At 71.1% G+C, this 18,661-nt stretch carries 15 protein-coding genes; 5 read left to right on the top strand and 10 right to left on the bottom strand.

Annotated features, from left to right (window positions below):
• Positions 1-92: 92 nt before the first annotated feature.
• Positions 93-2,165, bottom strand: coding sequence for a prolyl oligopeptidase family serine peptidase (locus tag AB0C27_RS38305; protein WP_357854797.1), 2,073 nt, complete (start codon positions 2,163-2,165; stop codon positions 93-95).
• Between the two features lie 33 nt (positions 2,166-2,198).
• On the opposite strand from AB0C27_RS38305, the gene mshB reads away from it, so the two are divergent.
• From mshB to AB0C27_RS38290, 3 genes are read left to right on the top strand one after another with little or no spacing between them, the layout of a single operon-like run.
• Positions 2,199-3,104, top strand: coding sequence for an N-acetyl-1-D-myo-inositol-2-amino-2-deoxy-alpha-D-glucopyranoside deacetylase (gene mshB, locus AB0C27_RS38300; RefSeq protein ID WP_357854794.1), 906 nt, complete (start codon positions 2,199-2,201; stop codon positions 3,102-3,104).
• Between the two features lie 11 nt (positions 3,105-3,115).
• The gene (locus AB0C27_RS38295; protein ID WP_357854791.1) at positions 3,116-3,532 is read left to right on the top strand and encodes a DUF6113 family protein; all 417 of its coding nucleotides are present in this window, start codon (positions 3,116-3,118) and stop codon (positions 3,530-3,532) included.
• A gap of 17 nt (positions 3,533-3,549) precedes the next feature.
• Complete coding sequence (locus AB0C27_RS38290) at positions 3,550-4,044, top strand: flavin reductase family protein (RefSeq protein WP_357854788.1); 495 nt, start codon at positions 3,550-3,552, stop codon at positions 4,042-4,044.
• 109 nt (positions 4,045-4,153) lie between these two features.
• On the opposite strand, the gene AB0C27_RS38285 is transcribed toward AB0C27_RS38290, so the two are convergent.
• The gene (locus AB0C27_RS38285) at positions 4,154-5,251 is read right to left on the bottom strand and encodes a hypothetical protein (protein ID WP_357854785.1); all 1,098 of its coding nucleotides are present in this window, start codon (positions 5,249-5,251) and stop codon (positions 4,154-4,156) included.
• Positions 5,252-5,325: 74 nt separating this feature from the next.
• On the opposite strand from AB0C27_RS38285, the gene AB0C27_RS38280 reads away from it, so the two are divergent.
• Complete coding sequence (locus AB0C27_RS38280; protein WP_357854782.1) at positions 5,326-5,751, top strand: hypothetical protein; 426 nt, start codon at positions 5,326-5,328, stop codon at positions 5,749-5,751.
• Positions 5,752-5,820: 69 nt separating this feature from the next.
• Here AB0C27_RS38280 and AB0C27_RS38275 read toward each other — a convergent pair whose 3' ends face one another.
• The 8 genes from AB0C27_RS38275 to AB0C27_RS38240 all read right to left on the bottom strand — a co-directional run bounded on the left by AB0C27_RS38275 (position 5,821) and on the right by AB0C27_RS38240 (position 18,227).
• Positions 5,821-8,307, bottom strand: a complete 2,487-nt coding sequence (locus tag AB0C27_RS38275; protein ID WP_357855522.1) for a penicillin acylase family protein — start codon at positions 8,305-8,307, stop codon at positions 5,821-5,823.
• A gap of 143 nt (positions 8,308-8,450) precedes the next feature.
• The gene (gene cysS / locus AB0C27_RS38270) at positions 8,451-9,818 is read right to left on the bottom strand and encodes a cysteine--tRNA ligase (RefSeq protein ID WP_357854779.1); all 1,368 of its coding nucleotides are present in this window, start codon (positions 9,816-9,818) and stop codon (positions 8,451-8,453) included.
• Between the two features lie 20 nt (positions 9,819-9,838).
• Positions 9,839-11,683 carry a sigma factor-like helix-turn-helix DNA-binding protein gene (locus AB0C27_RS38265; RefSeq protein ID WP_357854776.1) on the bottom strand — a complete coding sequence of 615 codons (1,845 nt, stop codon included), beginning with the start codon at positions 11,681-11,683 and terminating at the stop codon, positions 9,839-9,841.
• 48 nt (positions 11,684-11,731) lie between these two features.
• A complete protein-coding gene (locus tag AB0C27_RS38260) occupies positions 11,732-13,552 on the bottom strand; it encodes a UvrD-helicase domain-containing protein (RefSeq protein WP_357854773.1) in 1,821 nt (606 codons plus the stop codon).
• Positions 13,553-13,556: 4 nt separating this feature from the next.
• The gene (locus AB0C27_RS38255; RefSeq protein WP_357854770.1) at positions 13,557-15,917 is read right to left on the bottom strand and encodes a hypothetical protein; all 2,361 of its coding nucleotides are present in this window, start codon (positions 15,915-15,917) and stop codon (positions 13,557-13,559) included.
• Between the two features lie 112 nt (positions 15,918-16,029).
• Positions 16,030-16,806, bottom strand: a complete 777-nt coding sequence (locus AB0C27_RS38250; protein WP_106240821.1) for a class I SAM-dependent methyltransferase — start codon at positions 16,804-16,806, stop codon at positions 16,030-16,032.
• 102 nt (positions 16,807-16,908) lie between these two features.
• On the bottom strand, positions 16,909-17,979 hold the full coding sequence (locus tag AB0C27_RS38245) for an extracellular solute-binding protein (protein ID WP_357854765.1): 1,071 nt from the start codon (positions 17,977-17,979) through the stop codon (positions 16,909-16,911).
• A 17-nt stretch (positions 17,980-17,996) separates the two neighbouring features.
• Complete coding sequence (locus AB0C27_RS38240; protein ID WP_357854762.1) at positions 17,997-18,227, bottom strand: hypothetical protein; 231 nt, start codon at positions 18,225-18,227, stop codon at positions 17,997-17,999.
• Positions 18,228-18,332: 105 nt separating this feature from the next.
• On the opposite strand from AB0C27_RS38240, the gene fdxA reads away from it, so the two are divergent.
• Complete coding sequence (fdxA, locus tag AB0C27_RS38235) at positions 18,333-18,659, top strand: ferredoxin (RefSeq protein ID WP_106240826.1); 327 nt, start codon at positions 18,333-18,335, stop codon at positions 18,657-18,659.
• The last annotated feature ends 2 nt before the right edge of the window (positions 18,660-18,661 follow it).

The raw sequence follows: 18,661 nt of genomic DNA, 5'->3' as shown, positions 1-18,661 counted from the left end.
GGGCTGGTGGCGTGGGTCGGGCGGCCAGGTCTGGTGGAGGTGAGGGGCCGAGCGGCGCGGGTTGTCGGAAGGGCCCGCGCCGCGTGCGTGCGTCAGGTCGCCGGGCCCAGGGAGCGCTTGAGGAACTCCACCTGGAGCAGCAGCAGGTTTTCCGCCACCACCTCCTGCGGCGTCATGTGAGTCACCCCCGACAGCGGCAGCACGCTGTGCTGGCGGCCGGCGGCGAGGAGGGCGGAGGAGAGGCGGAGGGTGTGGGCGGCCACGACGTTGTCGTCGGCGAGGCCGTGGATGAGCAGGAGCGGGCGTTCGAGCTTGGCCGCGTCGGCGAACAGCGACGAGTTGTCGTACGCCTCCGGATGCTGCTCGGGATGGCCCAGGTAGCGCTCGGTGTAGCAGGTGTCGTAGAGCCGCCAGTCGGTCACCGGCGCGCCCGCGACGGCGGCGTGGAAGACGTCGGGACGGCGCAGGACCGCGAGCGCGGCCAGGAAGCCACCGAAGGACCAGCCGCGGATGGCCACCCTGCTCAGGTCGAGGTCGTCGGGGTATTGCTCGGCCACGCCCTGCAGCGCGTCGATCTGGTCGTCGAGCGCGGGGCTCGCCAGGTCGCCGCGGACCGCGCGCTCGAAGTCGGTGCCCCGGCCAGGGGTGCCGCGGCCGTCGGCCACGATGACGGCGAAGCCCTGCTCGGCGAACCACTGGCTCTCCAGGAACGCGCCCCGCCGGTTGAGCACCCGCTGCGCGTGCGGCCCGCCGTACGGGTCCATCAGCACCGGCAGCCTGCCGGAGCCCTGCTCGTGCCACGAGGGCAGCACCACGGCGGTGGCCAGCTCGCGGCGGCCGGAACGGCCGAGTGAGACCCGCAGGTCGAGGCCGGGACGCTCGGCGAACGACGGGATCGGCACCGCCATGCCGTCGCGGCGGACGACCGTGGTGGAGACGCCCTCGGCGTCGAGGCTCTGCTCGGTCAGCACGCCGACCCCGCCGGACATGCGCCCGGAGAACACCCCGGAACGGGTCGAGACGGGCAGCAGCGAGTGGCCGTCCCACGTCCACAGCTGGATCTCGGTCGGGTCGCCGCTCGCGCTGAACAGCACGCTGTCGTGATCGACGTCGAGCACGGCGCGCACCTGCAGCGTCGGGGGCGTGACGGCGCGGTCGCCGACGAACAGCCGGTGGCCGCCCTCGGAGTTGGCCACCCACACGAGCGAGCCGTCGTCGAGGTGGGCGGGCACGCCGCCGACGATGTCGACCCAGGCGGGGTCGGTGTCCTCGCGCACCAGCGTGGACGCGCCCGTCGCCGGATCGACCGTGAACAGCCGCATCGTCCGCTGGTCACGGGTGAGGGTGACGATGGACAGCGCGTGGGAGTCCCAGGCGGCGGTGGTGAGGTATTCCTCGTCGTACGGCACCGCCACCCGCGACCCGTCGAGCCCCAGCACGAACAGCCCGGTCACCGCGTTGGGCGTGCCGGCGGCCGGATAGCGCTGGGCCACGGCCGGACGGTCGGGGTTGGCCGGGTCGGCGATGTGCCACACGTGGACGGGGGCCTCGTCGGCCCGCTCGACCAGGAGCGCGTCACTCGAAGGGGCCCACCAGTAGCCCCGCATCCTGTCCATCTCCTCGGCGGCGATGAACTCGGCCAGCCCGTAGGACACCGTCTCGGTCTCCGGCTCGGCCAGCGCGCGATCGGCGCCGGAGGACAGGTCCTGGACGCGCAGGGCGCCCCCGGTGACGTAGGCGACATGTCGCCCGTCGGGGGACAGGCGGGGGTCGATGACCGAGCCCGGGGTGTCGAGCTCGCGCACCTGCCCGTCGGCCAGCTCCACCACGTAGAGCGCGCCGGACAGGGCGAAGCAGGCCCTGGTCAGGTCGGCGTCGGGGGCGTAGGCCACCACGCCGCCCGCCGACTCGCGGCTGCGCTCGCGCCTGGCCCGCTCCTCCGGTGGCAGGTCCTCGTCGTCCGCGTGGAGGGTGCGCGGATCGACCACCAGGCGCTCGACGTGGGTGCCGGTGTCGAGCTCCCACATACAGGTCACCGGATCGGTGCCCGACCTGGTGCGCAGGAACACCACCCGGCCGCCGTCGGGGGAGATCGTGAAGCCCCTGGGCACGCCCAGGGTGAAACGGCGGGTCCTGGCAGACAGGCGCGGGAAGCTCTCGCTCATGGCCTCAATCCTGCCATTGCTACGCTCGTGGGCATGACTGATCGACGGCTGCTGCTCGTGCACGCCCACCCGGACGACGAGTCGATCGGCACCGGCGCGACCATCGCCAAATACGTCGCGGAAGGCGCCCACGTCACGCTCGTGACCTGCACGCTCGGCGAGGAGGGGGAGATCATCCCCCACGACCTCGCGCAGCTCGCCTCCGACCGGGACGACGCGCTCGGCCCCTACCGGGTCGGTGAGCTCGCCGCCGCCTGCCAGGCGCTCGGCGTCGAGGACCACCGATTCCTGGGCGAGCCGGGCCGTTACCGCGACTCGGGCATGATGGGCGCGGCCACCAACGACCACCCGAAGGCGTTCTGGAGCGCCGACCTCGACGAGGCGGCGGGCGAGCTGGTCAAGGTCATCCGTGAGGTACGCCCGCAGGTCCTCGTCACGTACGACGCCAACGGCTTCTACGGCCATCCCGACCACATCCAGGCGCACCGGGTTTCGCGCAGGGCGTTCGAGCTGGCGGCGAAACCCGGCTTCGGCGAGGGCGAGCCCTGGCAGATCGCGAAGTTCTACCACACGGCCATGGCCAGGTCCGTCATGCGGCGCGGGGCGGAGGCGATGCGCGAGTCCGGGACCGGCTTCCTCCTGGAGGAGGTCGACGACATGCCCTTCGGCTGTCAGGACGAGGACATCACCACCGAGATCGACGCGCGTCCCTGGATCGGCAACAAGATCGAGGCCATGCGGGCGCACGCCACGCAGATCACCGTCGAGCCGCCCTGGTTCGCGCTGTCCAACAACATCGGCCAGGAGCTCCTGGGCGTCGAGCACTACACGCTGGCCATCGGCGTGCCCGGCCCTCCGGTGCCTGGTCCGCCCGTCGAGGCGGGGGGTCTCGGAGAGCCGTACAACCGCGAGAACGATCTCTTCGCGGGCATCCACTAACCTCGTGCGATATGGAACATCGCAGCCAGGCCGAGTCGGCGCTGGGCGGGGCGGCGTACGGGATGCTGTTCGTGCTCGGGGTCGTCATGGCGATCGTGGGAGGGTTCACGCATCCCGTGTGGCAGCCCGGCCTGATCCCGGTGTCGGCGATCGGCTGGGTGCTGGCGTTGTTCGGGGTGTGCGTGGGGGCGGGCCGGCTGATGCGGGCGAGGCTCGGCGCCACGACGGCCGGGCTCGGGTGGCTGCTGGTGACGATGCCGTTCACGCTGGAGCTGAGCGCCGGGGATCTGGTGATCGCGAGCGGGGCGCCAGGGTTTGTCTACCTTTACGGGGGATTGGTCGCTCTCGTGGCGGGCTATCTACTTTCGCCCTCGTCAGGAGGGGGTTCGTGGCTCTTGCGTGGGTACCCTCCGAAGAATCCGATGTAGAGGCATAAAGTGGCTAAGTGCATTCCATCGAGCGGCACGTGGACCCGGCAACCTACCGTAAAGTCGTCGGCCGCTTCGCCACAGGAGTCGCGATCGTCACGACCAGACTCGGTGACGTCGATCATGCGATGACCGTCAACTCCTTCACCTCCGTCTCGCTCGATCCGCTGCTCGTGCTGTTCTGCGCGGAGAAGGTGGCCCGGTTCCACGACGCGGTGCTGGAGACCGGGACGTGGGGCGTGTCGGTGTTACCGGCCTCCATGGAGGACGCCTCGCGCTTCTTCGCCCACCGGGGGCGGCCGCTGAACGGCCAGCTCACCAGGTGGCCGCATCATCGGGGGGAGTCGGGGGTGGCGCTGTTCGACGGGGCCATCGCCACCGTCGAGTGCGCGACGACTGCAGTGCACGACAGCGGGGACCACTCGATCGTGGTGGGCGAGGTGAGCGCGCTGGACACTCCGGCGGACGCCGCGCCGCTCCTGTACCACGAGGGGCGTTACAAGACCTTCTGAGGCTAATGTCCGCCGGGTCGGGAGCGGGGAACGAGGCCGGGCATGGACCGGGCCAGGCGCTTCGGCCTGGCCCGGTCGTGTGCTCGTGCTACTGGTCGGGGACGGTGACCTACTCGTGATGCGCGGCGGTCGTGGCGTCGGCCTTGGTGTCGGTCGTGGTGTCGGTGGGGGTGTCGGTGGGGGTGTCGGTCGGGACGCTCGTGTCCGTCGGCGTCGGCGTCGGGGTGGGGGTCGGTGTCTCGCCCGGCGTCGGGGTCTCCGAGGGGTCCTCGGCCGGAGGTTCGGACGGCGGCGGGCAGGTCGGGATCTCAGCCGTCGGGGTCGCGCTCGGCGGAGCGGTGTCCGCGGGCGGGTCGCTCGGCGTTTCTGACGGCGGTACGGTCGGCGGATCGGACGGGGGATCGGTCACCGTGGGCGTAGGCGTAGGCGTGGGCGTAGGCGTAGGCGTGGGCGTAGGCGTCTCGCTGGGCGTCGGCGTCACGGTGGGGGGAACGCTCGCGGACGGTGAGGTCGTGTCCGCGGGAGGCGCCGTGTCCGTGGGATCGGCAGGCGGCTCGCTGGGCGGATCAGTGGGTTCGACGGACGGCTGACAGGTGAACGTCACCGTCGGCCCCGGCTCCGTGACGGTGACCGTGGGACCCGGTTCGGTCACCGTGACCGTCTCCTTGATGGTGACGGTCGGCAGCGGCGCCATGGCGACGTCGGCCTCGCCTTGCTTCTTGTACGTGCCGCGCCCCAGCCGGGCCCGGGTGTTCCCTTCACCGCCGAGCACGGTGAACTCCACGCTCGCGGTCTTGCACGATCTTCTCTTGCACACCCGCTGCTCGACGGCGAAGAAGCCCGCGCCTTCGTAGGTGACCGAGACGTTCAGATAGGAAACGCCCCGCCTCTTGACCACCTTCGTCTCGGCGGTGTATTCCCCGGTCGTGGGGCTCTCCGTGGGAGTGGGGGCCGGGGTCAAGGTCTCGGCCGGGGGCGGCGTCTCGGTAGGCGGCGTCGCACCAGGTGTCTGGGACGGGGGCGTCTGGGACGGGGGCGTCTCGGACGGCGGCGACGTGGAGGGTTCGGCGGCTAACGCCAGCCGCGCGTTGGAAGGGGTGTCAGTGAATCGTAGGGAATCGGTCGCTGACGTCTGGGTGATCGCGACTCCGCCGGCTCCTGCCAGTGCAACGGTGCCGAGCAGCGCGCCCAGGATGGAGAATCTCATAATCCTGCTCTTTGGGAGATTTCAGGACGGGGATCATTATTCCGACTTGTCAAGATTGGTCAAGACTCAGACGCATGAACAGGCGCTTCCGGTTCCGGCGGGCGGCGAACTACGTCAACCTCTCCACGCCGCTCGGTCTGCTGATCGCTTTCGTCGGCAGGGCGTCCAGGACGCCCGGTCCCAACGGCCTCATCCTGGCCTTCGGTTACCGCTACAGGTTCCCCATCGCGGGGGCGTTCACCGTCGGGAATGTAGTCCTGACCAGGCAGGACTCACTGAGTGAGCAGCTCATCCTGCACGAGGGGCGCCACGCCACGCAGTGGGCCTGGTGCGTCGGGCTGCCGATGCTGCCGCTCTACCTGCTGTCCATGCTCGTGTCGGTGATCGTCTGCGGGCACCAGGCCTCGTACAACGTGTTCGAACGGCTGGCCGGGCTGGACGACGGCGGTTACCCGCGCAGGCCAGCGCGGTGGCGGCGCGGCACCGGCAGCGCGGGTTGACGCGATCGTGTAAAGAAAGGCGCTCCGGTCAGGGCTCGCTCTCCGCCGAGAGGACGCCACCCCGCGTGCTCACGGCGTGAGCCGCAGCGTGTGGACCGCCGCCTTCTTGACCGCCTCGGGCGAGGAGTACATCGGCAGCAGCTCCCCCTTCGCCCACACCTTCGCCTGGTCCCAGTAGTTGTCGTGGAAGGCGTGCCCCGAGGCGCCGGTCAGGTTGATCCAGCGGGACTTGTCCAGGTCCGACAGATCGACGACCATGCGCATCGACGGCACGGCGGTCACCGCGTACCCCTCCTGGACGTTCCACCCCGTGGCGTTGACCGCGTCCTTGCTCCCGGACACCGCCAGTGGCCCCCGGTTGAACAGCGCCTCGACCGGCGCGACGCCCGACACGCCGAGCGAGCCGTTGACCAGTTCGAGCTGGTGCAGGTCGCCCCAGCGCCACGCCTTGACGTCCGTCCCGAGCCGGTCGGCGAGCTCCTGGTACGCCGACGCCAGCGCCTGGCGCAGGACGTCGTCGCGGCTCTCCTTGAGCTCCTTGGTGCCCACGTCGTCCCAGAACGGGTCGTCAGGGGCCTCCAGAAGCCGCCTGACGACCTCGTACCAGCGGTCGCCTCCCGTGGGCCGGGCCGCCTCCGGCAGGTCGTCGTCGAACGTCAGCGTGAGCAGGTGCCGCCAGACGGCGTTGAAGTAGGCCGCGGCGGCCGAGCCGGATTCCTGCGTGCGGTCCCACGACTTCAGTAACTCCCTCGCCTGTACGGCGGGCCCGGCCAGGTCCACCTTCATCAGGGCGGGCACCAGCGTCTCGGCGAAGCCGTTGGCGGAGTCGCGCTGGATCCGCAGCATCGTCTCCGTGTCGATCGGGCCCTTCTGGAGCGCCTCCCTGAGCAGGGTGCGGATGCGTTCCGAGCGGTAGCCGTAGGCCCAGTCCTTGGTCAGCAGCGGCTGGTAGCGGGCGGGGTCGATGACGGCGTTGTTGGCGGTGACGATGTAGCCGTCCTCGGGGTCCTCGACGGTGGGCAGCTGGTCGTACGGGATGGGCGCGGGCCGCCACTCGTACTCGCCGGTCCAGCCGGGAACGGGCCAGGTGCCGTCGCCCTTCTCCCGTACGGGGACGCGCCCGGGGGCCTGATATCCGATCTTGCCTGTCGTGTCGGCGTAAATGAGGTTCTGGGAGGGGACGTCGAACAGCGAGGCCGCCGCCTTGAACTCGTTCCAGTCGGTGGCCTTGTTCAGCGCGAAGATCGCGTCGGCCGTGCGGCCCGGCGTCAGCGCGGTCCACTGCAGCGCCACCGCGTTGGCCTCGCCGCTGGGCCGCGCGTTGGGCATCACCTCGTTGATCAGCGGGCCGTGCCGGGTGCTCTTGACGGTGATCGTGACGGGCGACCCGCCGGCCACCTTGATCACCTCTTCGCGGGTCTCCAGCTTGACCTGCTCGCCCTGGTACAGGTACGTGTCGCCGGTCACCTGCTCAAGGAACAGGTCGGCCACGTCGGGCCCGAGGTTCGTGAAGCCCCAGGCGATCTTGTCCGTGTGCCCGATGACCACGCCGGGCAGCCCGGCGAAGGTGAACCCGGTCACGTCGTACGGGCACGCCTCGGTGATCGCGCGGCAGTGCAGCCCCGCCTGATACCAGACCGACGGCATCTGCGCCGACAGGTGGGGGTCGTTGGCCAGGAGCGGCTTGCCGCTGAGGGTGTTGGCGCCGGAGACCACCCACGAGTTCGACCCGACGCCCTCCCGGTCCGCGGTGCTCATGGTGCTCGGCACGTTCCGCAGCGTCCCGGCCGCGTCGGTGAGCGCCCGCCCGGCCCGCACCCGTGGCTGGGCCCGCTGGTCGAAGCGGCTCTGGGCGATGCCGCCCTCGTTGACGATCGGCAGATGGCGGTCGTAGGGGTAGCCGGGATAGAGCTGGTCGACGCGCTCCCTGGGCAGCTTGGTCAGGGCGAGCGCGCGGTCGATCTCGTCCTCCATGTTGGAGCGCAGGTCCCACGCCATGGCCTTCAGCCAGGCCAGGGAGTCGACCGCGGTCCACTTCTCCGGCGTGCCACCGCCGCCCTGGAGCTTGAGCACGGAGTATTCGAGGCTGCGGTCGGAGGCGTTGGGGTTGGCGCTGAGCCAGGCGTTGACGCCCGCCGCGTACGCGTCGAGGTAGTCCTTCGTCTCCTGGGCCAGCTCGGGCAGCTCCTGCTCGGCCACCCGGCGCCAGCCCATGGTCCGCAGCGCCTTGTCGTTGGCGAGCGTGGCGGCGCCGAACAGCTCGGACAGGCGTCCTGCGGTCGTGTGACGGCGGAAGTCCATCTCGTAGAAGCGGTCCTGGGCGTGCACGAAGCCCTGGGCCATGAACAGGTCCTTGGCGCTGTCAGCGTAGATGTGTGGAATTCCAGATTTATCGCGATAAATCTCCACACTTCCCGTCAAGCCGGGCAGCCGCAGCGACCCGTCCACCTGGGGGAACGACTTCCGCACCGTGTAGACCAGCACGCCCGCCAGCACGAGGACCAGCGCGAGCGCGACGGTCAACGACCGGGCGGCCCACCGCAACGGCCACGGCATCCACGCATAGGGCCTCACCGCCACCTCCTTCATGCCGAACTGGCATCAAGTCTGGCAGTTCGCGATCACTCCTCCGGACGCGTTCCCGGCCGCGACGGCGCCGACCGCGGGCGCTCGGCCCCACGTCCTTCGGGCCGCGACGATCACTCCCAGGTCTGGCCTTCGGAGGTGTCGGACACCCGTACGCCCAGGTCGGCGAGCTTGTCGCGGAGCCGGTCGGAGGCCGGCCAGTCCTTCGCCTCGCGCGCCCGCTCCCGCGCCTCCAGCAGCTCACCGGCCCCGGGCGGCAGCACCTTGGCCTTGCCGATCTCGGTGGACAGATCGAGCGCCAGCACCTGGTCCAGATGGAGGAACGTCTCGAACTTCGTCCCTGGCGCCACCGATTCGTCCCGCTCCAGCTCGCGCAGGATCCGCAGCGCCGCCGGAGTGTCGAGGTCGTCGTCGAAGGCCGCCTCGACCCGGTCGGCGTAGTCCCTGGACAGGGGAGCGCTGACCGACTCGGACCACTCGGCCACCCGGGCCCGCCACCTGCGCACCGTACGGTCGGCGGCCCGCAGCGTGTCCCAGGTCAGGTTGAGCTGCTGGCGGTAGCGGTGCTCCAGGAACGCCAGCCGCACGGCCAGCGGGTCCAGCCCCTCGGCGACCACGTCGGACAGCAGCACCACGTTGCCCGTCGACTTGGCCATCTTGCGCCCGTCGAACAGCAGGTGCTCGCCGTGCACCCAGTGACGCACCACCTCGTGCCCGGCCGCCGCGTCGGACTGGGCCCGCTCGTCCTCGTGGTGCGGGAAGCGCAGGTCGATCCCGCCGAGGTGGAGGTCGATGCGCGAGCCGAGGAAACGCAGCGACATGGCCGAGCACTCCACGTGCCAGCCGGGAAAGCCCCTGCCCCAGGGCGTGTCCCAGGTCAGCTCGCCCTCGGCGGGCTTCCACAGGGCCCAGTCGGCGTGGAACCGCTTGCGGGGATCGACGGCCTCGATGCGGTGGGCGGGCCTGAGCTCGTCGAGCCGGTTGCCGGATATATCGCCATATGAGGGGAACGTACGGACATCGAAGAAGACCGACCCGTCGGGCACGGTGTAGGCGTGCCCCTGCTCGATCAGCTTGGCGATCAGCTCCACCATCAGCTCGACGCTCTCGCTGGCGCGCGGCATGTGCTCGGGCGGGCGCAGGTTGAGCGCGGAGGCGTCGGCCACGAACGACTCCTCGTGGAAGCGGGCCAGCTCCAGCGGCGAGCGCCCCTCGGCCTGCGCCTGGGCCAGAACCTTGTCCTCGCCCTCACCGGCGGAGGAGTCGGCGAGGTGGCCGACGTCGGTGATGTTCTGGCAGGCCACGACCCGCACCCGCCGCCGCTCCAGGACCCGTCTGACCAGGTCGGAGAGCACGTAGGTGCGCAGGTTGCCCACGTGCGCGGGGCGGTAGACCGTCGGCCCGCACGTGTACATCCGCAGCGCCCGCCCGGCGTCGATCCGCTCGACCTGCCTGGCGCGCGTGTCGTAGATCCGCAACATCTCCCGAGCTTAGCCCGGCGTCATCCGCCCAGGAAACCGAGTATGTCCCGGTCACCGCGCTCGCGCAGCCTGGCGATCACCTCTTCGCGGCCGGCCGTGTCGGGCAGCCCGATCCTGGCCCCGATCAGGCGCAGACCCTCCATCTCCGAGCTGACGGGAGCGGTGTAGCCGAGCAGGTAGAGCGCCCGGTTCACCGGCGGCATCGCCAGGGGCGCGGCGGGCAGGTAGCGCGTCAGCAGCTCGCCGCCGTCGGACACGGTGAGGAAGACGTGGTCGCCCTCGTTGGCCTTGTACTCGACCAGGATGTTGCGGATCGACCCCATGGTGGGCTGGTTGTGCCAGCTGATCACCACGTCGCCGGACGGCGCGGAGGCGGTCAGTTGCCCGCCGGGCGCCATCCCCAGGTACGCCGCGAACCCCGTCGGCAGCGGCGAGCCGGAACCGCGCAGGTGCTCGGCGTTGATGTCCACCCGGTGCCACCAGCGCCCGTCGCGGGAGCGGAAGCTGCGCCGGGTCTCCGAGACGTCCTTGCGCGGCTGGTACGGCTCCGCCTCCCCGCCCGGCGAGGTGCCCGCCACCCGGATCCAGCCCCGCTGCGTGCGCTCGAACCCCGGCCCGCCCGAGTACGCCCGCACGGAGCTCTCGCTCACGTCGTAGCGCGAGGTGAGGTTGGCCACGATCGTGCTCACCGACGCCTCGCCGCCGGCCCGCTCGATCTCCCTGGCGATCATCTCCCTGATCCCCAGGTATTCGTCGCCGCCCCACCTGGTCAGCCCGTACTTGTTGCGGTCGAGCCGGCGGAAGCGCTCGTCGGCGGTGAGCTGGTTGCGGATGCCGACCAGGCTGTAGTCCTCGCCGATGCGCTCCTGGATCTCCTCGGGCGACAGAGGTGTGCCCGCCACCGCCAGCACCGCCTCGGCCTTCTCGTTGATGCTGCGCGGCCACGGCACCACGTGCTGGCCCAGCACGCGAAGCTGCGGCACGGCCAGGATCCACCGCTCGGCCACGTCCTCGTGCACGCCGAGCTGAGACACCATGGACACGGCCTCGGGCAGCGGGCGGGGCCCGTCGGTGAAGAGCTGGCGCGTCTTCTCCCGCAGGTCGTCGGCCCCGCCGGCCACCAGCCAGCCGTCCGACTGCTCGTAGCCGGTCATCAGCGTACGCACGAACCGCCACGCCGGGATCCCCAGCGCGCGCAGGTCGCCCGCGTGCCACGGCACGACGGTCTGCAGGTCCTCGGCCGGCACGGCCACGCCCAGCCGCCCGCGCAGCCACGTCACGTGGGCGACCAGGCCGCCCGCCTCGGGCTTGGCGAGCCAGGCGTCGATCTGCTCGCGCAGGTCGCGCTCGATCTGCCTGATCCGCTCCCTGGTGACGGAGAAGCGCTGCGCCAGCTCGTCCAGGGTGGCCCGCTGCTCGGCGTACAGCCGGTCGCGCGCGATGGCCCGCTGCCGGTCGTCCAGCGCCGCGAACAGCTCGTCGATCAGCTCGGGCAGCGGCTTGTCCGTCCTTGCCGGGCCTGGCCCGGCCTCGGGCGCGGGTTCGAGCAGCCGCTCGAAGACGCCGCTGAACAGTTTCTGCACCACGTCCTTGCCCAGCGTCTCCGGCGTCCGCTCGGCCTCGGCGGGGTCGGAGAACCGCAGCAGCGGCAAAATGTCGCCGAGCGTCAGATGCCCCCAGCAGGCCACGGCCAGGTCGGCCAGACGGCCCGCCACGGTCTGTGTGCCGACGATGGCGCACGCGCGGTCGAGAGGAATCGCCTGCCACCAGGCCTCGGGCAGCTGTGGCTCCTCCACGATCGGCGCGATCTGACCAGGAGAGGTCCAGCGCAGTGGTGGCGTGAGGTCGCTCAGGCTGAGGTTCATTGAGGTCCAACCGGCAAAGGGAAGATATCCGCAGTTCAGACTATGTGATCAGAGCGGTAGAAACGGGCTGCCTCTTCCAGAATGGGAGATATAGAGCATCGAGCGAGCACGGGTGCAGGCGACGAACAGTATGCTCCGTTCGCGTTGCAGAGCGTGCGCGCGTGCTTGCGGTTCCTCCGGCAGCGGCCCTGGCACCACGTCTTCGGCGACGCCGACGAGCGCCACGCGTTCGAATTCGAACCCCTTGAGTTGCGGGAAGCTCGCCACCCGCACATCCAGGCCGTCGAGCGCGCGGCCGGCCCGGCGCGCGAGCCGCTGGTGACGGGCGCCGACGGCGATCTCGCCGGCCGGCACGCCGTCGGCCAGCCAGCCCTCGACCGTGGCGCGCAGGCCCGCCAGCTCCGCCTCCAGCGTGTCGTACGCCCGCACGAGCGGCCGATCGCCGTTGCGCGTCGCGCTGAGGCCGTACATGTCGGTGACCCCCGCGACGAGCCCGGAGGACAGGCCGCCGCCGCGCAGCCGGACGACGAACGACAGCACCTCCTGCGGCAGGCGGTAGGAGAGCTTGAGCGCGTGCTGGACGGCGGGGATGCCGAGCGCGCCGAGCGCCACCCGAGCGTCGGTGACGCGCTGGTGCGGATCGCCCACGATGAACAGGTCGTCACGCGCCCGCGGCGCCGCCGCCCGCAGCAGCCGCCACTGCGCCGCGCTGATGTCCTGCGCCTCGTCCACGACGATGTGACGGTACGGCTTCAGCCCGGGATCCACATCGTCGAGCAGATCACCCGTCGAGATCGACAGCAACCGCAACGCCTCGTCGGTCAGCTCGGCCAGCGAGCGCGCCCCCGGGCCGACCAGCGCCGGGCGGCGGCCCTCGGCGTCGGCCACGATGCGCAGGGCCAGGCGTTCGACGTTGTCCACCTCGACCCGCTTGCGCACCACCTCGTCCTCGATCAGCAGGTCCAGCTTGGCCGACAGCTCGTCGGCCAGGCTCTGCGAGAACGTCACCAGCAGCACGGGCCCCGCGCCGCGCGCCGCCAGATGGGCCGCCCGGTGCAGCGCCAGGACGGTCTTGCCGGTGCCCGCCCCGCCGATGACCAGCACCGGGTGCTCGTACCTGGCGGCCCTGGCCAGCCGGTGCTGCGGCGGGTCGAGGAACGTGCACCAGTCCGGCGCGTCCAGCACCCGCTCCAGCGCCACCTTGTCCTGGACGAACGCCGCGCGGTCGGGGCTGCGCCGCAGCGCCGCGTACAGGTCGTCGGTGTCGATCGGGCCGCTCTCCGGGTCTGCGGCCCGCCAGGCGTCCAGCTCGCGCCACGCCTCCGCCAGGGTGCCGCCGCGCGCCAGCACGGCCAGCGGGGCGTACTGGGTGGGCGGCAGCAGCGGTTCGAGCGCGGCCACGTCGGCCTCGGTCGTGATCAGCCGGAACAGCGGCAGCGCGTGCAGGTCGAGGCCGAGGCCCAGCAGGTCGCCGTCGCAGATCGGGTCGAACAGCCCGGACGACCCCGCCGATCGGCGTAATGCGGGCTCCACCCGCTCCAGGGACTCCGCGTCCCACTCCTCGACGACGCCGATCACCGGGTTGACGCCGTAGCGGTGGCGGCGCGCGTACGACCAGGCCTCGGCCTCCGGCAGCACGTCGCGCAGCCAGTAGACGTCCCGCTGCCGCACCACCACCCCGCGGTGGCCGGCCGCCAGGCGCAGGGTCGCGACCCGCGGATCGCGCGCGCCCCGCACCCTCTCGGCGTGCGGGGCGCCGGCCACGTTCAGCAGGAACCGGCGCAGCGCGACCACGGCGTCCCTGCGCACCGGCGGGGCCAGTGCGCTGAGCTCCCTGGGGAACTCCGGGCCGATCGCGAGCCGCGGCACAGGCTCAGTCCAATAGTTCGAGCAGGTCGCGGTCACCGCGTTCGCGGAGCCTGTTGAGCAGGTCGGGCAGGGCGACGGGGCCCGTCATGCCGATCCTGGTCGCGATCACCCTGGCCGCTTGATCTCGTGTGCCTCCAGGGGCCGTGTACCCGACCAGGCGCAACGCCTTGGTGATCTTCTCGGCGCCCTGCGCGGCGACCGGCAGGTGCCTGGCCCTCAGCACGCCCTCGTCCGACAGCGTCAGGAACAGGTGGCCGCCCTCGCGGGCGCCCACGTCCACCAGCAGGTGCTCGATGGACTGCAGCACCGGCGAGCCGTGCCAGGTCATGGTCAGCTCGCCCGCGGCGCTCCTGACCGTCCTGCTCTCACCCGGGTTCAGCCCCAGGTACGAGGCGAAGCCCGTCGGCAGCGCGCACTCGCCGCCCGCCAGCTGCTCGCCGGTCACGTCCACGCGCAGCCACCAGCGGCCGTCCGGCTGCCTGAAGCAGCGCCTGGTCTGAGAGACGTCCTTCAGCGGCTGGTACGGCTTGTCCGGCTCGGGCGCGCCGCCGTTCGTCTCGCTCGCGGGCGGGGCCACCGGGCTGAACGCCTGGAACTGTGGCGGGCCCGGGGGAGGCGGCGGCGTCTGGGCGGGGCCGAACGCCGACTGCAGCAGCTCCACCGGCTCCTGGCGCATGGCGGCCTGCTGGTCGGGGCCGTACTGGTCAGGCTGATCGTGAACCTGCTGGTCCGGGATCCGCTCGGGCTGGGCCTCGGGCTCCTGGGGCTGCTCGTACTGCTGCTCCCGCACGGGCGGCGGGGCCAGCGTGGTCAGCACGAACTGCCAGGCGGGGACCTCCAGCGCGCGGATCTCGACGTTGTGCCAGTCGGCCGCGCCGATGATCCGCTCCTTGGGCGCCTCGGGGCCGATCGTCGCGACCAGCTCGTCCAGATGAGCGCGGTACGGGGCCGCCTCGTCGCTGGACAGCCAGTGGTCGAGGCGGGCGCGCAGCTCGTCCTCGGTGGCGGCGATCTCGGCGGGCGGGACGGCGAAGAGCTTGGCGAGCTGGTCCACGGCGGAGGGCTCGTCGGTGAAGACCCGGTTCTGGGCCACGGCCCAGCTCTTGTCGTCCAGACCGGCGAACGCGGCCTCGATCAGCTCGGGCAGCTCCTGCTCGCGACCGCCCTCGGCACCGGCCTGCTCGCCGTGCTGCTCGGCGGGCTCCAAGGGGAACTGCTCGACCGGGACCTGCTCGGCGTGAATATTTTCGTGAACGTCTGCGTGACCGTTTTCGTGAACGTTTTCTGGGATCTGCTCATCGAGGACGTCCCCGGCCGGCTCGGCCTCCTGGGCGTCGGGCACGGGCTCGTCGGCGGTATCGAGCGCGTCCCCGTGGTGCACCGCGAGCGCGTCGCCGTGCGGCGCCTCCAGTGCGTCCCCGTGCGGCGCCTCCAGCGCGTCTCCGTGGTGCTCGTGGTGCTCCTCAAGGGCGTCGCCGTGGTGTGCCGCCACGACCTGCTCGCTCTCGGGCTCGCTCCCGGGCGCGCTCTCCGGCTCGGCTTCCCGCGCGACGGCCTCCTCGGCCTGTTCCGCGACGGCGACCTCGGCCGCGTGCTGGGCGGCGGCCACCTCGGCGTCGTGCCGGGCGGCGTCCCCAGCCTCGGCACCGGTTTCAGGGCCATTCTCAGCGCCGGCGGCGTCCCCAGCGGCGTTCTCCGCCGCGACCGGCCCCGCGTGGGCCTCTTCGGCCTCGTGCTCCGGCTCCGGCGCCGCAGCGGCGGGCTCAGCCTCGCGCGCGGCCACCGGCTCGGCGGGCTGGGCGGCCACCAGCTCCGCGGGCTGGTCCGCGGGCTGGTCCACTGGCTGGTCCACTGGCGGGGCGACGGGCTCGGCGGCCACAGGTGCGGCCTGCGGCAGGCCGGCGGGCGTGGCGAGCGGCGGCTCCTGCCTTCCGCCCAGGGCAGGAGCGGCGTACGCGAGCGGCTGCGCGAGGTGCACCAGGACGGCGGAGAACAGCGTGTTCAGCACCGGCCGCGCCTGGATGAAGGGCTGGTCCACCAGCTCCCGGCTGGTCAGCGCCAGCAGACCGGCCCACGACCCGGTGCGGTCGAGCGCGATGGCGACCGCGGGCTCGTCGGCCTCGTCCGGGTCCAGCACGTGCAGCGCGGGCAGGACGTCGCCGATCGAGGCGGCCGGCCAGTGTTCCAGGGCGATCTCCGTCAGCAGCTCGCCCAGCGACTCGGGGCCGATCGCGGCCAGGACGCGGGGCATGGGCAGGCTGCGCCACCACGCATCCGGCAGGTCCGGCTGCCCGGTGAGTAGCGTGATCGTCGACGCGTCGCTCCACCTCAACGGTGGTACGAGGTCGCTCAGGCAGAAGTTCATCCCGTTCCGTTCACCAGCCCCTCACGCCGCCGCAGCGGTGCAGCCCAAATCTCGCCGCCCACGGAACAGACCATAGTCCGGCAAAACAGCCCTACGCATCATGCACGACGCATCAACGCCGAACAGCGGCAAAGCGTAGACGCACGTAGTCGGCCATCCAGCCAGTCTCCCTGCGAAGTGCGGGCGCGGCCAGTTCGTTGACGCGACGGAGCAGGGGCTCCACGATCTCCGGGGGAAGCCCTTCGAGCACCGATGCGGCGAACACGCGCACCCAGTCGGCGGCCCCGCCGGGGCACTCGTCAAGGGGGGTCGGCCGGTCGAAGTATTCGAGCAACCTGACGACGAACCCCTCCTGCTCGAGGCGGCGGGCGTACTCGGCAGGCGTGGGAAAGTACCACGGGAGCTCGGGTTCGCGCAGGCCGTATTCGCGCCACGCGGTCAGCATCGCGGTGGTCAGCTCGGCGCAGTTGCCCGCGCCGCCCATCTCCGCGACGAAGCGTCCGCCAGGCTTGAGTGCCTCGCGGACGCTGGCGATCACGGCGGCGGGGTCGCGGCTCATCCAGTGCAGCGCCGCGTTGGAGAAGACCGCGTCGTACGGGTCCACCACCGTGAAGTCGTGCCCGTCGCCGATGATGAAGTCGATGCCGGGATACTGCGCCAGCGCCTTCTCGATCATGGCGGACGAGCCGTCGATGCCGAGGACGTCGGCGCCCCTGAAGGCGATCTGCGCCGTCAGCACCCCGGTGCCGCAGCCGAGGTCGAGCACTCGCTCGCCGGCCCGGGGGTCGAGCAGGTCGACCAGTGGCGCGCCTTGGGTCGATACGTAGCCGAAGCTGCTGTCGTAGGCGCGACTGTTCCACCGCTCCAAACTCGGTGTGTCGTATCGCAAGACGATCAGCTCACAATCGATCAGACATCGGGCCCCCGTGGCCGTGCTGTCTGTTCACTTTAGAGGCTGATTGTCGCTACCACATATCAAGTCACATAGGACTCATCCCACCTTCTTGCCCCACTCCTTCCTCAGGTACGCCTTCGCCGCGTCTGCCTGCGGAATCGTCATGAGCACCGGCGGGCCGGGCGCCTTGGGCAATTTCCCGGCCTGCTCCCTGTCGAGCGTGCCCTTCATGAGCATCGCCTCGCCGCGCACCGGCCGGGCGTACCCCTTCTGGAGCAGGTTCTGGCCCTCGTCGGAGAACAGGAACTCCTGCCAGAGCCGGGCCGCGGCCGGGTGCGGGGCGTTCTTGTTGATCGCCTGCACGTGGTAGCCGCCGAGCGCCGCGTCCCGGGGGATCGTCACCCTCCAGGCGTCGCCGTGCTCGGCGCTGCGCGCGGCGTTGAGGTGGTCCCAGGCGATGACCACGTTGGCCTTGGCCAGGTCGGTCAGCCTGCCCGCCTGCTTGAGCTTGGCGAACAGCTCGACGCCCTGCTGCGGCTGCGGCGTCCCCGAGCGCATGGACGCCGCCATGACGCCGCCGAACGCCGACGCCGAGCGCAGCGGGTCGCCGTCGAGGGCGACCTTGTAGCCGGGCCCGAGCAGGTCGGCGAAGGAGGCGGGCGGCTTGACCGCGCGGGGGTCGTAGCCGATGGACATGTAGCCGCCGTACGCGGCGTACCAGGCGCCGGACGGCTCCTTCACGTGGTCGGGCAGGTCCTGCCAGCCCTGGACCTGGTAGCGGGCGAACCGGTCGGCCGCGGAGACGGCCACGTCCATCGTCAGGTCGAACACGTCGGGCTTGAGCTGAGCGGCGGCGTCCAGTTCGCGCTTGCTGCTCGCGGTGGGCTCCAGCTCGTTGACCTTGATGTCGTACTTGTCGGCGAAGGTGTCGATGACCTCGCCGTAGTTGACCCATTCGCGGGGCAGGGCGATCACGTTGAGCTCGCCCTCGCGCTTGGCGGCCTCGGCCAGGCGGTCCATGGTGCCGAAGCCGGCCTTCAACGAGGTGGCTCCGGTGTTGATCGGCGGCAGGTTCCTGGCCTCGGTGGAGGCGGTGTCCGTGGACGACGCGCCGCATCCGGCGCTGGCGAGGATGGCTGCTGCGGCGGCGCAGGTACGTAAAGTCACGTATTGAATACTTACTGTTACATCCGCCCAGGTCGAGGAGGCGCGGCCGGAACGACCTTGGCGGCCACGAGTGTCTCTTCGGGGATCTCCACCACGGTGCCATCCCTTTTGCGAACTTTGAGAAGTCCGTCCGACCACGACACGAGCACGCCCACCGCGTCGCGGAACCCGCCCGGGACGCGTCTGCGGGTGGTGATCCGTGCGCCAATATCCTGACTTGTGATGGCGATGACGAGGCGCGCGGCCATGAGTTTGGCACCCTCCGTTTCGGCCAGCGTGCAAGCACGGCAATACTAGGGCGTAGCAAACCGCGGTCGAAGTCATGCCATGGTGCGGAGAAGAAGGAGCTCGAGGTGACCTACGTCATCGCGCAGCCTTGCGTGGACGTCCTGGACAAGGCGTGCATCGAGGAATGCCCCGTTGATTGCATCTACGAGGGCGAGCGCATGCTTTACATCCACCCCGACGAGTGCGTGGACTGCGGCGCGTGCGAACCAGTGTGCCCCGTCGAGGCCATTTTCTACGAGGACGACCTTCCCGAGCAGTGGAAGGACTTCTACAAGGCGAACGTGGACTTCTTCGAGGACCTCGGCTCGCCCGGTGGCGCCTCGAAGGTGGGCAAGATCGAGAAGGACCATCCGGTGGTGGCCGCCCTGCCGCCGCAGGGCGAGGACCACTGACG

It is taken from the genome of Nonomuraea sp. NPDC048882, from assembly GCF_040649755.1.
GTDB lineage: Bacteria > Actinomycetota > Actinomycetes > Streptosporangiales > Streptosporangiaceae > Nonomuraea > Nonomuraea maheshkhaliensis.
Note: the sequence above shows the minus strand (reverse complement) of the source record. Positions and strands in the feature narration are given on the sequence as shown.